General features: G+C 65.3%; 14 protein-coding genes. 3 read left to right on the top strand and 11 right to left on the bottom strand.

Translation table 11 applies throughout. From position 1 onward, the window contains the following. Nucleotides 1-70 precede the first annotated feature (70 nt). The 4 genes from guaA to guaB all read right to left on the bottom strand — a co-directional run bounded on the left by guaA (nucleotide 71) and on the right by guaB (nucleotide 3,930). Nucleotides 71-1,690, bottom strand: coding sequence for a glutamine-hydrolyzing GMP synthase (gene guaA, locus ACCD11_RS00715; RefSeq protein ID WP_413311710.1), 1,620 nt, complete (start codon nucleotides 1,688-1,690; stop codon nucleotides 71-73). Between the two features lie 12 nt (nucleotides 1,691-1,702). Beyond that, on the bottom strand, nucleotides 1,703-2,122 hold the full coding sequence (locus tag ACCD11_RS00710; RefSeq protein ID WP_413311999.1) for a type II toxin-antitoxin system VapC family toxin: 420 nt from the start codon (nucleotides 2,120-2,122) through the stop codon (nucleotides 1,703-1,705). Nucleotides 2,123-2,133: 11 nt separating this feature from the next. Next, a complete protein-coding gene (locus ACCD11_RS00705; RefSeq protein ID WP_413311708.1) occupies nucleotides 2,134-2,382 on the bottom strand; it encodes a type II toxin-antitoxin system Phd/YefM family antitoxin in 249 nt (82 codons plus the stop codon). 78 nt (nucleotides 2,383-2,460) lie between these two features. Further along, complete coding sequence (guaB, locus tag ACCD11_RS00700) at nucleotides 2,461-3,930, bottom strand: IMP dehydrogenase (protein WP_007832241.1); 1,470 nt, start codon at nucleotides 3,928-3,930, stop codon at nucleotides 2,461-2,463. A gap of 128 nt (nucleotides 3,931-4,058) precedes the next feature. On the opposite strand from guaB, the gene ACCD11_RS00695 reads away from it, so the two are divergent. Continuing rightward, nucleotides 4,059-4,583: a DUF4124 domain-containing protein gene (locus ACCD11_RS00695; RefSeq protein ID WP_413311706.1), complete on the top strand. Its 525-nt coding sequence runs from the start codon at nucleotides 4,059-4,061 to the stop codon at nucleotides 4,581-4,583. A 7-nt stretch (nucleotides 4,584-4,590) separates the two neighbouring features. Here ACCD11_RS00695 and ACCD11_RS00690 read toward each other — a convergent pair whose 3' ends face one another. After that, the gene (locus ACCD11_RS00690) at nucleotides 4,591-4,929 is read right to left on the bottom strand and encodes an RnfH family protein (RefSeq protein WP_007832243.1); all 339 of its coding nucleotides are present in this window, start codon (nucleotides 4,927-4,929) and stop codon (nucleotides 4,591-4,593) included. Next, nucleotides 4,929-5,375, bottom strand: coding sequence for a type II toxin-antitoxin system RatA family toxin (locus ACCD11_RS00685; RefSeq protein WP_413311704.1), 447 nt, complete (start codon nucleotides 5,373-5,375; stop codon nucleotides 4,929-4,931). The genes ACCD11_RS00690 and ACCD11_RS00685 overlap by 1 nt, the downstream gene beginning before the upstream one ends. A gap of 63 nt (nucleotides 5,376-5,438) precedes the next feature. Between ACCD11_RS00685 and smpB the strand changes: the two genes are divergently transcribed. Both smpB and ACCD11_RS00675 read left to right on the top strand, forming a co-directional pair. After that, the gene (smpB, locus tag ACCD11_RS00680; protein WP_007832247.1) at nucleotides 5,439-5,915 is read left to right on the top strand and encodes an SsrA-binding protein SmpB; all 477 of its coding nucleotides are present in this window, start codon (nucleotides 5,439-5,441) and stop codon (nucleotides 5,913-5,915) included. A gap of 178 nt (nucleotides 5,916-6,093) precedes the next feature. Then, nucleotides 6,094-6,489, top strand: coding sequence for a hypothetical protein (locus ACCD11_RS00675; RefSeq protein WP_007832248.1), 396 nt, complete (start codon nucleotides 6,094-6,096; stop codon nucleotides 6,487-6,489). Between the two features lie 101 nt (nucleotides 6,490-6,590). On the opposite strand, the gene ACCD11_RS00670 is transcribed toward ACCD11_RS00675, so the two are convergent. The 5 genes from ACCD11_RS00670 to infB are packed head-to-tail and all read right to left on the bottom strand — an operon-like array spanning nucleotide 6,591 to nucleotide 13,708. Beyond that, complete coding sequence (locus ACCD11_RS00670; RefSeq protein ID WP_413311702.1) at nucleotides 6,591-7,508, bottom strand: DMT family transporter; 918 nt, start codon at nucleotides 7,506-7,508, stop codon at nucleotides 6,591-6,593. A gap of 25 nt (nucleotides 7,509-7,533) precedes the next feature. Beyond that, nucleotides 7,534-9,372: a translational GTPase TypA gene (gene typA, locus ACCD11_RS00665; RefSeq protein WP_007832252.1), complete on the bottom strand. Its 1,839-nt coding sequence runs from the start codon at nucleotides 9,370-9,372 to the stop codon at nucleotides 7,534-7,536. Next, nucleotides 9,369-10,325: a tRNA pseudouridine(55) synthase TruB gene (gene truB, locus ACCD11_RS00660; protein ID WP_413311699.1), complete on the bottom strand. Its 957-nt coding sequence runs from the start codon at nucleotides 10,323-10,325 to the stop codon at nucleotides 9,369-9,371. Before truB ends, typA begins: the two co-directional genes overlap by 4 nt. A 2-nt stretch (nucleotides 10,326-10,327) precedes the next feature. Continuing rightward, nucleotides 10,328-10,699, bottom strand: coding sequence for a 30S ribosome-binding factor RbfA (gene rbfA, locus ACCD11_RS00655; RefSeq protein WP_007832256.1), 372 nt, complete (start codon nucleotides 10,697-10,699; stop codon nucleotides 10,328-10,330). Between the two features lie 21 nt (nucleotides 10,700-10,720). Continuing rightward, nucleotides 10,721-13,708 carry a translation initiation factor IF-2 gene (gene infB, locus ACCD11_RS00650; protein WP_413311697.1) on the bottom strand — a complete coding sequence of 996 codons (2,988 nt, stop codon included), beginning with the start codon at nucleotides 13,706-13,708 and terminating at the stop codon, nucleotides 10,721-10,723. Between the last annotated feature and the right edge of the window lie 18 nt (nucleotides 13,709-13,726).

The raw sequence follows: 13,726 nt of genomic DNA, 5'->3' as shown, positions 1-13,726 counted from the left end.
TCGACGCTTCTAAGAGCCAGTGTTTCGATAACGCAAGCGCGCAAGCGATAGTCCCCGAAGGGACCTGATTTCACTCCCACTCGATCGTCGCCGGCGGCTTGCTCGACACGTCGTACGTCACGCGGTTGATGCCACGCACCTCGTTGATGATCCGCCCCGACACCTTCTTGAGCAGCGCGTAGGGCAGCTCTGCCCAGTCGGCGGTCATGAAGTCACTGGTCTGCACGGCGCGAAGCGCCACCACGTAGTCATAGGTGCGGCCGTCGCCCATCACGCCCACGCTCTTCACTGGCAGGAACACGGTAAAAGCCTGGCTCGTGAGGTCGTACCAGGTCTTGCCCGTTTCGGCGTCGGTGAAGTTTCGCAGCTCTTCGATGAAGATCGCGTCGGCGCGGCGCAGCAGGTCGGCGTATTCCTTCTTCACTTCACCGAGGATGCGCACGCCCAAGCCCGGGCCGGGGAACGGATGGCGATACACCATCTCGGGCGGCAGGCCGAGCGCCACGCCGAGTTCGCGCACTTCGTCCTTGAACAGGTCGCGCAGCGGTTCGAGCAGCTTCAGGCCCAACTGCTCGGGCAGGCCGCCCACGTTGTGATGGCTCTTGATGGTGACGGCCTTCTTGCTCTTGGCGCCGCCCGACTCGATGACGTCGGGGTAGATGGTGCCCTGCGCGAGGAAGGTCGCGCCCTTGTGGCCGCCATCGCCGGCCTTGAGCTTGGCGGCTTCCTGCTTGAACACGGTGACGAACTCGCCGCCGATGATCTTGCGCTTGGCTTCGGGGTCGCTCACGCCGGCGAGCTTGCCGAGGAACAGGTCGCTGGCATCCACGCGAATCACCTTCGCATGCAGCTTGCCTTCGAACATCTCCATGACCATGTCGCCCTCGTTCAGGCGCAGAAGGCCGTGGTCGACGAACACGCAGGTGAGCTGGTCGCCGATGGCGCGGTGGATCAGCGCAGCGGCCACGCTCGAATCGACGCCGCCCGAGAGGCCAAGGATGACTTCTTCATCGCCCACCTGCTCGCGGATCTTCTCGACCGCTTCAGCGATGTGATCACGCATGACCCAGTCGGGCTTGGCTTCGCAGATGCCGAGCACGAAGCGCTCGATGATCGCCTTGCCCTGCACCGTGTGCGTCACTTCGGGGTGGAACTGCAGCGCGTAGTAGCGGTGCGCCTCGTCGGCCATGCCGGCGATGGGGCAGCTGTCGGTGCTGGCCATGAGCTTGAAGCCCGGAGGCAGTTCGGTGACCTTGTCGCCATGGCTCATCCACACGTTGAGCATGCCGTGGCCTTCGGGCGTGGTGAAGTCCGAGATGTCTTTCAGCAGCGCGGTGTGGCCATGGGCGCGCACGGCCGCAAAGCCGAACTCGCGCTTGTGGCCACCTTCGACCTTGCCGCCGAGCTGATGCGCCATGGTCTGCATGCCGTAGCAGATGCCGAACACGGGCACGCCGAGGTCGAATACGGCTTGCGGGCACTTGTCGGTGGTTTCTTCGTACACGCTGGCATGGCTGCCCGACAGGATCACGCCCTTGAGATGGCCGTCGGCCGCGTATTCGCGCACCCATTCGTCGGTGACGTCGCAGGGATGCACCTCGCTGAGCACATGGGCTTCGCGCACGCGGCGTGCAATCAGTTGCGTGACTTGCGAGCCGAAGTCGAGGATGAGGATCTTGTCGTGTTGCATGGGCGTTGGGACTCAGAGCGTTGAAATGTCGAACAGCTTCACGCCCGCCTGGGGCGCTGCCTGGATGAGTTGCTCGTCGAAGGTGGCGAGCGGGAGATTGAGCGACTTGGCGAGCCAGAGGTAGCCGGCGTCGTAGAGCGACACGCCAACGTCGATGGCCACGGCGAGCACGGCCTTGTGCTGTGCGGGCGCGAGCTCGTGCAGTTCGACGCGGTGACGGATGGCGTCGAGCACGCTCCACAGCCCTTCGACTGCCGACGTCGGAATGCGGCCGCTGCGCACGCCGTTGGCGAGGATGTTGGCGCACTCCCATTGCCAGGCATTCGGTGCCTGCGGCTCGACCTCGTCGCGGCGGATGGCGGCGTAGAGCTTGCGGGTGTGTTCGCTGGCCATGTCGGGCAGCAGCCAGGCGGAGGTCACCGAGGCGTCCATGACGAAGGCTGTCACGATTGGCGCCCTTCGTCGAGCAATACGCGCAGTGGCAGACCCGGCTGGATGGCGGCGTGCAGCGCATCGATCTGCCCGAGTTCGCGCTCGATCTGCTCGTCGGTGATGACCGGCTTGCGGCGCACCGGCAGCATGCGCACGACTTCCTTGCCGTGGCGGGTGATGCGAACCTCCTCGCCCTTTTCGACCAGGTCGATCAGGGCCGAGAAGTTGTTCTTGGCTTCAGCGATGCCGATGGATTGCATTTGGGCCAGAAAAATCTGAATCTGGCCCAAATTCTAAACTCAGTCTGGCCCGATTTTCAAGGTCTGGCCAGAATGAGCTTATTCAGCGCGGTAGTTCGGCGCTTCCTTCGTGATCTGCACGTCGTGGACGTGGCTCTCGCGAATGCCGGCCGTGGTGATCTCGACGAACTCGGCCTTGTTCTGCATGTCCGCGATGGTGGCGCAGCCGCAATAGCCCATGCTGGCACGCACGCCGCCGGCCATCTGGTAGACGATGGAGACGATCGAGCCCTTATAGGGCACGCGGCCTTCGATGCCCTCGGGCACGAGCTTGTCGGTGTTCGGGTTGCCGGTGGTCGACTCCTGGAAGTACCGATCGGCACTGCCCTGCTGCATCGCACCGATGGAGCCCATGCCGCGGTAGCTCTTGTAGCTGCGGCCCTGGTACAGCACGATTTCGCCCGGCGCCTCTTCGGTACCGGCGAACATGCTGCCCATCATCACGGTGCTGGCGCCGGCCGCGATGGCCTTGGCGATGTCGCCCGAGTAGCGCACGCCGCCATCGGAGATCAGCGGAATGCCCGTGCCTTGCAGTGCAGTGGCGACGCTGTCGACCGCCATGATCTGCGGCACGCCCACGCCGGCCACGATGCGGGTGGTGCAGATGGAGCCAGGGCCGATGCCGACCTTGACCGCGTCGGCGCCAGCGTCGGCCAGTGCGCGCGCGGCATCGCCGGTGGCGATGTTGCCGCCGATGACGTCGACCTGCGGATAGTTCTTCTTGACCCATCGCACGCGCTCGATCACGCCGGCGCTGTGGCCATGCGCGGTGTCGACCACGATGGCGTCGACGCCGGCCTTCACGAGAGCTTCGACGCGCTCTTCGGTGCCGTCACCCACACCGACCGCCGCGCCCACGCGCAGGCGACCGTTGGCGTCGCGTGCGGCGTTGGGGAAGCTGGTCTGCTTGGTGATGTCCTTGACGGTGATCAGGCCCTTGAGCTCCCAGTCGCCGTTGATGACCAGCAGGCGTTCGAGCTTGTGCTTGTTCAGCAGCGCCTTGGCCTCGGCCAGCGTGGTGCCGTCGGGCACGGTGATGAGCCGGTCGCGCTGCGTCATGATTTCGCTGACGGGCACGTCGTAGCGGTTCTCGAAGCGCAGGTCGCGTCCCGTGACGATGCCGACCACCTTGCCGGCGTCGACCACCGGGAAGCCCGAGATGCCGAGCTGGTCGGACAGCGCCATCACCTGGCGCACCGAGTGCGTCGGCGTGATCACCACGGGGTCGCGCAGCACGCCCGACTCGTAGCGCTTCACGCGGGCCACTTCGGCGGCCTGCTGTTGCGCGGTGAGGTTCTTGTGCACGATCCCGATACCGCCCTCCTGCGCGATGGCGATCGCGAGGCGGGCTTCAGTCACGGTGTCCATGGCCGCCGAGACGAGCGGCAGGTTCAGCGTGATGTTGCGGGAGAATTTGGTGGCGAGAGAGGTGTCCTTGGGCAGGACCTGAGAGAACGCTGGCACCAACAACACGTCGTCGAAGGTGAGCGCTTTGCCGAGAAGGCGCATGGGTGAAGCTCCAAAAGATGGATTGTAACGAGGCCCCCGACCTGTTTGCCGGGCCGGGCTTTTTCGAAGCGTTGCAAAACCACCCACCCCGCATGTTGCAAAAAGTAAGGCCCGGCTAAACTTCAGGGATGAAATTCGTGCACTGGCTGGTACTGGGATGTGTCGTTGCGCTGCCGCTGTCGGCGAGCGCGCAATGGCAATGGGTCGACAAGAACGGCAAGAAGGTCTTCAGCGATCAGGCGCCACCGCCCGATGTGCCGGAGAAGAACATCCTGCGCCGCGTGGGTCCGCCGCCGGTGCCGCGCGCGAATCCCAACGTCGATGCATCGCCCGCCGAAGGCGCGAATGCGGAGGCTGGTGCACCTGCCAAGACGGCGGGCACGCCGAAGCCCACCGGCGTCGACAAGGAACTCGAGGAAAAGACCAAGAAGGCCGAGGCCGAGGAAAAAGCCAAGCGGGCTGCGGAAGAAGCCAAGGTTGCGAAGGCCAAGGCCGACAACTGCGCGCTCGCGCGCCAGGGCAAGGCCACGGTCGACAGCGGCATCCGCATTGCCAAGGTCAATGCGCAGGGCGAGCGCGAGATCATGGACGACGCTGCGCGCGCCGCCGAGCAGAAGCGCCTTCAGACGGTCATCAACAGCGACTGCAAGTAACTGGCGCTCAGTAGCCGGCCTTGCCGCCCTTGCGGCGATTCGCAAACAGGCCTGTGCCCCGAGCACCCTGGCGCTGGAACCGCTCCCGGCGCGCCACCTTGGGGTCCACCTTGAGGGGACGGCACAGCTCGATGCGGTCGCCGTCCTTCAGGGCCTGCTCCCACTCGACCACCTTGCCCCAGATGCCCGGGGTCATGGCGTGCCGCCAATCCAGATCCGGAAAGCGCAGGGAAAGGTCGCTGGCCCTGACCGCATCGGCCAGCGTCGTGTCGGGTGCGAGCCGCAGGACCTGCTCGAACACCTCGCGCGCTGCCGGCGAGCAGCTGAGCGTGACCTCGATGATCATCAGGACGAGCCGTAGACCTGCTCGGCGCGCTTGACGAACGCCTCGACCAGGCTGGAGGCGACGGTGTCGAACACCGGCCCCACCAGTGCCTGCAGGGCGAAGTTGCTGAAGCCGTAGCTCATGTGCAGCTCGACGCGGCAGGCGCGCTCGCCTTGCTCGCCCACGGGCACGAACTTCCATTTGCCATCGAGGTTGGAGAATGGCCCGTCGACCAGCTTCAGCTGTACCTCGCGCCCCGGCACGTGCGTGTTGCGGGTCGTGAAGCTCTGGTGCAAACCGGCGAATGCCAGACCGACTTCGGCCGTCATGCCGGCCTCGTCCTGCTCGAGAATGCGGGCCTTGTCGCACCACGGAAGAAACTGCGGATACCTCGCCACATCGGTGACGAGCGCATACATCTCTTCGGCGCTGTACCAGATGAGGACGGACTTGTTGACTGTTTTCATAGAATCGGCACAGCGTGCGCGACGGATTGTATTGAAGCCATGCAGCCCCCACATTCCCGAGTCATGGCCACAAAGAAACAAGACACCTCCTCCCGCATCGCCGACAACAAGAAGGCCGCGTACAACTATTTCTTCGAAGAGCGCTTCGAGGCCGGCATGGTCCTCGAAGGCTGGGAAGTCAAATCGCTGCGCGAAGGCAAGGTGCAGCTCACCGACGGCTACGTGGTGATCCGCAACGGCGAACTGTTCGTCGTCGGCTGCCAGATCAACCCGCTCAAGAGCGCGTCCACCCACGTCAATCCCGATTCGGTCCGCACCAAGAAGCTGCTTCTGAAGAAGGACGAAATCCGTCGCCTGATAGGCAAGGTCGAGCAAAAGGGCTACACGCTGGTGCCGCTCAACCTGCACTGGAAAGCCGGCAAGGTGAAGTGCGAGATCGCGCTCGCCAAGGGCAAGGCCGAGCACGACAAGCGCGACACCATCAAGGACCGCGAAGGCAAGCGCGAGGTCGAGCGCGCGATGAAGAACCGCAGCCGCTGAGTCTTTTCTGCAGGCGCCATCCCCGGCAGGTTGCCGCACGACCCTTTTGCTCGAACTCGCGACCCCGGCCTACCGCAATTTGTCGTGCCGACCGCATAAACTGCCGGCTCGCGCAATCATCTCGCCTGGCCTGTCACCAAGCTTGTTGTCGCGATTTTTCAACTGAAGGAGAAACTGCATGAAATTGCTCAGCGCCTCGATCCTCGCGGCGGCCCTGCTCGCCGGCTGCGGCGGCATGTCCAACAAGACCGCCAGCGCGCCCGACACGCCCACCCGCACCGCTGACGGCGTGCTGGTCGGACCGAACGGGATGACGCTGTACACCTTCGCCAAGGACACCGCGGGCTCCGGCACCTCCGCCTGCAACGCCCAGTGCGCCACCAACTGGCCCCCGCTCGGCGTGGCCGACGCCGCCAAGCCCATCGGCGGCTACACCATCATCATTCGCGAAGACGGCAAGCGCCAGTGGGCCTACAAGGGCTGGCCGCTGTACTACTGGGCGAAGGATGCCAAGCCCGGCGACAAGACCGGCGATGGTGTCCTGAACGGCGCCTGGAAGGTTGCCCGTCCCTGATCCCCTGCGGATCTGACGCAAAAACGCCGGCATCTGCCGGCGTTTTTTTCTGGTTTCGCGGTGTGGAGGAGATCCGAACCGCACGCGGCAAAATCGGCCCCTCAGTGGGCACCCGGCACCGCGGTGTCGGCGATCGTGCTGCGCCGCCCACGCAATGCCAGCAGTTCGTTGAACACCAGCGCGCCGATGACCAGCACCCCGCCGGTCAGCACGCTCGCTGCAGGCCGTTCTCCCGCGCCGATCCAGGCCAGCGCGATGCCGAAGATCACCTCCAGCAAGGCCAGCAACGCGACCTCAGGCGCCTTCAGCACCTGGGCGCACAGCACCGAGAGCACACAGGGAATGGCGAGCTGGAACACGCCCAGGAAAACCAGCAGCCCGAGATCATGCGCATTGGCCCTGAAGGGCCAGGCGAAGGGCAACGTGAACAGCGCCGAGAGCACCGCACCAATCAGCACGGCAGGTACCAGGTCGATCCTGCGACCCTTGGCTTGCGCGTGTTGAACCACGGTCCAGTTGGTCGCGCCGGCCAAAGGCACGCACAGCGCAACGAGCGTACCGGCCAGTGAACCGCCGCCGCCCTGCAGCAGTTGCGTGCCGTACATCCAGCCGATGCCGGCCCCCGCGACCACGATGGCCAGCCAGGTGCGCGCGGGCAGCCGATGCCCGATGAAAAAGCGCGCCGCCAACGCAGTGAACAGCGGCCCGAGCGACATCGTGACGAGCACGCTGGCCGTCGAAGCCAGCGTGAGCGCGACCATGAAGGCCGTGAACATCACGGCCCAGCACACGCCGGAGATCCAGAGTTCGCGCCCGGCATGACGCAGCTGCGAAAACACCGCGCGCCCCCGCCAAAGCGGCAAGATCACCAGCAGCGCCAGCATCGTGAAGAAGCTGCGCCAGAAGGTGATCTCGAAACTGTGCGCCTGTGCGAGGTGCCGCGTAACGACGCCCGCCGTGCCCCACATCAGGGTCACGACGGCCATCAGCCAGACGGCGCTGCCGTGCGTCAGGCGCATGAAGGGGGCTGCAATCCGAAAGCGATCAGCCCTGCGACGTGTCGCGGCCTGCGCGCTTGCGCTCGTGTTCCTTCAGGTAGCGCTTGCGCAGGCGCACGCTCTTGGGCGTGATTTCGACCAGCTCGTCGTCCTCGATGAATTCCACGCCGTATTCGAGCGTGAGTTCGATCGGAGGCGTGATCTTGATCGCGTCTTCCTTGCCCGAGACGCGGAAGTTCGTCAGCTGCTTGGTGCGCGTGGCATTTACCACCAGGTCGTTGTCGCGGCTGTGGATGCCGACGATCATGCCTTCGTACACCGGGTCGTTCGCCTTCACGAACATGCGGCCGCGATCGTCGAGCTTGCCCAGGGCGTAGGTGAAGATTTCACCGTCGTCCATGGAGATCAGCACGCCGTTCTTGCGGCTGCCGATCTCGCCCTTGTGCGGCTCGTAGCTGTCGAAGATGTTGCTGATGAGGCCCGAACCGCGCGTCAGGTTCAGGAACTCGTTCGTGAAACCGATCAGGCCACGCGCCGGAATGCGGTACTCGAGGCGCACGCGGCCGCGGCCGTCCGGTTCCATGTTGACGAGTTCGCCCTTGCGCTCGCCCAGTGCCTGCATCACGCCGCCCTGGTGCTGCTCTTCGATGTCGGCCGTGACCAGCTCGATGGGCTCGTGCTTTTCGCCGTTGACGTTGCGGAACACCACGCGCGGCTTCGACACGGCCATTTCATAGCCTTCACGACGCATGTTTTCCAGCAGGATGGTCAGGTGCAGTTCGCCGCGGCCCATGACTTCGAAGACGCCCTCCTCGTCGGTCTCGTTCACGCGCAGCGCCACGTTGTGCTGCAGTTCTTTCTGCAGGCGGTCCCAGATCTGGCGGCTGGTGACATACTTGCCTTCGCGGCCGGCCAGCGGGCTGGTGTTGACGCAGAAATTCATGGTCAGGGTCGGCTCGTCGACCTTGAGCATCGGCAGCGGCGCCGGGTTGGCGGCGTCGGTCACGGTGACGCCGATGCCGATGTCTGCGATGCCGTTGATCAGCACGATCTCGCCGGGGCCGGCTTCGGTCGCCTGCACGCGGTCCAGGCCCTGGAACGTCAGCACCTGGTTGACGCGGCCCTTCACGGCCTTGCCATCCGGACCTTCCATCACGATCACGTCCGTCATCGGCTTCAGCGTGCCCTGGCTGATGCGGCCCACGCCGATGCGGCCGACGAAGGTCGAGAAGTCGAGCGCGGAAATCTGCAGTTGCAGCGGCGCGGCGGGGTCGCCCTTTTGCGACGGCACGTGCTTCAGGATGGTGTTGAACAGGGCCGACATGTCAGGGCCCCACTGCTCGCCCTGTGCGCCTTCTTCCAGCGACGACCAGCCGTTGATGCCCGAGGCGTACACCACGGGGAAGTCCAGCTGCTCGTCGGTTGCGCCGAGCTTGTCGAACAGGTCGAAGGCGGCATTGACCACCTTGTCGGGGTTCGCGCCGGGCTTGTCGACCTTGTTCACCACGAGGATAGGCTTCAGGCCCAGGGCCAGCGCCTTCTTGGTCACGAAGCGCGTCTGCGGCATCGGGCCTTCCTGTGCATCGATCAGCAGCACCACGCCGTCGACCATCGACAGCGCGCGCTCCACTTCACCGCCGAAGTCCGCGTGGCCCGGGGTGTCGACGATGTTGATGTGCGTGCCTTCCCAGGTCACGGCGCAGTTCTTGGCCAGGATCGTGATGCCACGTTCCTTTTCGATGGCATTGTTGTCCATCACCGTGTCGACCACTTTCTCGTGCTCGGCGAAGGTGCCGGACTGGCGCAGCAGTTGGTCGACCATCGTGGTCTTGCCATGGTCCACGTGGGCAATGATGGCGATATTGCGGATTTGGTTGGTACTCATGGTGTCGCTTCGATCTGTTGTGCGTTCAAAAGAATTTGCTGGATTTCGATGGGGTTCAGCAAGCGCCCCGGTATCAGTTCGCCGGCCGTGACGTGGGCCGTGCCGAGGAAGGCAGGTGGCTCGGTGCCGAACACGGCCACCTCGCTCGCATCGGCCCAACTGCCGCGGCGGCGCAGGCCCGAGAGAAAACGTGCCGAATCTTCCGCGCCGAGCGTGACGCGGCTGTGGCCGTCCACCAGAGCTTCGGCAGGCAGGAGCCGTGCCAGTCGCCCTTCTTCGTCCAAGGCTTCGAGCGCCTCGAGCGTGATGCACTGGGCTTCGACGAAGCCGCCAGTGGCGGTGCGGCGCAACGAGGTCAGGTGCGCACCGCAGCCCAGCGCCTCGCCGATGTCTTCGCCGAGGGTGCGGATGTAGGTGCCCTTGCTGACGGCGGCAAGAATGCGGATCGTGTTGTCATCGATGGCGGCGAGTTCGAGCTTGTGTATCACCACGTCGCGCGGCGCGCGCTCGACTTCGATGCCTTCGCGGGCGTACTCGTACAGCGCCTTGCCGTCTTTCTTGAGTGCGCTGTGCATCGGGGGCACCTGGCGGATCGGGCCTGTGAACTGCGCTTCCACGCGCGCCAGGTCTTCCGGCGTGACGTGCACGGGCCGCTCGGCGATCACGTCGCCTTCGGCATCGCCGGTCGCGGTCTTGACGCCCAGACGGGCCGTGGCCGCGTAGGTCTTGTCGGCGTCAAGGTGAAGTTGGCTGAATTTGGTGGCCGCGCCAAAGCACAGCGGCAGGACTCCCGTGGCGAGCGGATCGAGCGTGCCGGTATGGCCCGCCTTTTCGGCGCGCAGCAACCACTTGGCCTTCTGCAAGGCCTGGTTGCTGGAGAGTCCCAGCGGCTTGTCGAGCAACAACACCCCATGCACAGGGCGCCGCTGCACCCGTGTGCGTGGCGCGTTCATGGCTAGTCGTCTTTCGAACGCGAAGCGACGGCCTGCGCGATGAGCGCGTTCATGTCGGCTGCACGCTCGGTGGTGCGGTCGAACAGGAAGTGCAGCGTGGGCACGGTGTGGATATGCAGGCGCTTGAACAGGCCGTTGCGCAGGAATCCCGCGGCCTGGTTCAACGCTTCGGTGGTCTCGTCCACGTCGCCCGTGAGCAGGCTGAAGAAGACCTTCGCATGCGCATAGTCCGGCGTGACCTCGACCGCCTGGATCGTGACCATGCCCACGCGCGGGTCCTTCAACTCGCGCGCGATCAGCTCCGTCAGATCGCGCTGGATCTGGTCAGCAACCTTGAACGCGCGGTTGGGGGCGGCGGCTTTTCTTTTCGGCATGGACTCTCTCGCTTCGAACGCTTACAGCGTCCGGGCGATTTCCTTGATTTCGAAGAACTCGAGCTGATCGCCTTCCTTGATGTCGTTGTAGTTCTTGAGCTTGATACCGCACTCAAAACCTTCGCGGACTTCGCGGACATCGTCCTTCATGCGCTTGATCGAGTCGACTTCGCCGGTGTAGATCACCACGTTGTCGCGCAGCAGGCGGAAGTGCGCACTGCGGTTGACCGAGCCCGAGGTGATGTACGAACCCGCGACCGTACCGATCTTCGAGGCCACGAACACCGTGCGGATCTCGGCCGAGCCGATGATTTCCTCGCGGCGCTCCGGCGCCAGCATGCCCGACATCGCGACCTTGATCTCGTCCACGGCGTCGTAAATGATGCTGTAGTAGTTCAGCTGCACGCCGTTGCCTTCGGCCAGCTTGCGCGCACCGGCATCGGCACGCACGTTGAAGCCGATCACGACCGCCTTGGAGGCGATGGCGAGGTTGATGTCGCTTTCGCTGATACCACCCACGCCCGCGTACACCACCTGCACCTTGACCTCGTCCGTCGCCAGCTTGAGCAGCGATTGCGCCAGCGCTTCCTGCGAGCCCTGCACGTCGGCCTTGATGATGATGCGCAGCGTCTGCACTTCGCCGACCGACAGGTCGGTGAACATGTTCTGCAGGTTCGCGGCTTGCGCCTTCGCCAGCTTGGTGTTGCGGAACTTGCCGGCACGGTAGGTGGCGATTTCGCGCGCACGGCGCTCGTCGCTCATCACCATGAACTCGTCGCCCGCCTGCGGCACTTCGGTCAGGCCCTGGATCTCGACCGGGATCGAGGGGCCCGCGGCCTTGGTCGACTTGCCGTCTTCGTCCAGCATGGCGCGAACGCGGCCGTAAGTCGAGCCGGCCAGCACCACGTCGCCGGTCTTGAGCGTGCCGGACTGCACCAGCACGGTGGCGACCGGGCCGCGGCCCTTGTCGAGCTGGGCTTCGATGACCAGGCCCTTGGCGGCGGCATCCACCGGCGCCTTGAGTTCCAGCACTTCGGCCTGCAGCAGCACCTGCTCGAGCAGGTCGTCGATGCCCTGGCCCGTCTTGGCGGACACCGGCACAAACGGCACGTCGCCGCCGTACTCTTCGGGCACGACCTCTTCGGCCACCAGTTCCTGCTTCACACGGTCCGGGCTGGCATCGGGCTTGTCGATCTTGTTGATCGCAACCACGATCGGCACACCTGCCGCCTTCGCGTGCTTGATGGCTTCCTTGGTCTGGGGCATGACGCCGTCGTCGGCCGCCACCACCAGGATCACGATGTCGGTGGCCTGCGCACCGCGGGCACGCATGGCCGTGAAGGCCTCGTGACCCGGGGTGTCGAGGAAGGACACCATGCCGCGTTCGGTTTGCACGTGGTACGCGCCGATGTGCTGCGTGATGCCGCCGGCTTCGCCCGCGGCGACCTTGGCGCGGCGGATGTAGTCGAGCAGCGAGGTCTTGCCGTGGTCGACGTGGCCCATGACGGTCACGACCGGTGCGCGCGGCAGGGCTTCGGCTGTTTGCGCCGACACGTCCTCGTCGGTGAAGGCTTCCGGGTCGTCCAGCGCGGCAACCACGGCGTTGTGACCCATGTCCTCCACGATGATCATCGCGGTGTCCTGATCGAGCGACTGGTTGATGGTCGCCATCATCCCAAGCTTCATCAGCTGCTTGATGACTTCCTGCGCCTTGACGGCCATCTTGTGCGCGAGCTCGGCCACGGTGATGGTTTCGGGCACGTGCACTTCGAGTACGCGTGCCTCGACCGGTGCGGCCGGTGCGTGCTGCTCGTCATGACCGCCACGGTCGTTGCCGCGACGCCCACGCGGGCCTCCGCGCCAATTGCCGCGACCGACGCCGCCGCTGGCATCGCCGCGGGTCTTGATTTCCTTCTTCTTGGCGGGATCGCCAGCCCAGCTCGACGAGAGCTTCGCTGACTTGACTTCCTTGCCGGCACCTGCGGCACCGGGTGCTGCTGCGGCGCCGGGCGCGGCAGGCGCGCCTGGGCGCGCTGCGGGTGCAGCCGGCTTGTGCAGCGTGCCCTTGACCGCGGCCTTCTCGGGCTGCGGCTTCTCGGGCGCCTTGTGCGGCACCAGCACGCGGGCCGGTGCGTTCATCATGGCGCGGATGGCTTCGGCTTCGGCAAGGGCCTTGCGGCGCCGCTCGTCGAGGTCCTTGGCGCGCGCAGCTTCCTCGTCGGCACGGGCCTTCGATTCGGCCGCAGCCTTGGCCTTCGCGTCTTCCTTGGCCTGCATCGCAGCGGTCTGCGCGGCGAGCTTGGTGTCGGCAGCCTGTTGCTCCGCGGCGGCGGCAGCAGCATCAGCCGCTGTCGCTGCGGGCGCTGGCGCCACGGCCGGCGCGGCGGCTGACCTGGCGGCAGCGTTCACTGCCGCGGCCTCCGCGATGGCGGCAGCCTTCTTTTCGGCGGCGATACGAGCGGCTTCCTGCTCGGCTTGTTCGGCGCGTTCGGCTTTTTCAGCCTGTTCGCGTTCGCGTGCTTCGGTTTCTTCACGCAGGCGACGCTTTTCGGCCAGCTCTTCTTCCTGGCGGCGGATCAGCTCGGCCTGGCGGCGCGCTTCTTCCTCGCGGCGGGCCAGTTCGGCTTCGTCTACGCGGGGTGCGGCCGGTGCGGCTGCCGGGGCTTCGGCGGCCTGCTGCGCGTGTTCGGGCGTGGCCGGATGGCCATCCTCGCGCTGGATGAAGGTGCGCTTCTTCCGCACCTCCACCTGGATGGTGCGGGCGCGGCCGGTGGCGTCGGCCTGCTTGATCTCGCTGGTCGATTTCTTGGTCAGCGTGATCTTCTTGCGCTCGGGCTCGACAGTGCCGTGGCTGGCCTTCAGATGGCCGAGCAGGCGCTGCTTGTCAGCCTCGGTGAGTGCATCGGTGGCGGCCGCTTTGGGCACGCCTGCGCTCTTGAGCTGGTCAAGCAAGGTTTCGGGAGTCTTCTTGAGCTCGTTCGCGAACTCGGCGACAGTGGTACTGGACATATTGGTTTCGTGCCTCCA

Origin of the sequence: Variovorax sp. Varisp36 (assembly GCF_047304235.1) — a bacterium.
Classification (GTDB): Bacteria; Pseudomonadota; Gammaproteobacteria; order Burkholderiales; family Burkholderiaceae_C; genus Variovorax.
This window is presented reverse-complemented; position numbering and strand designations above follow the sequence as displayed.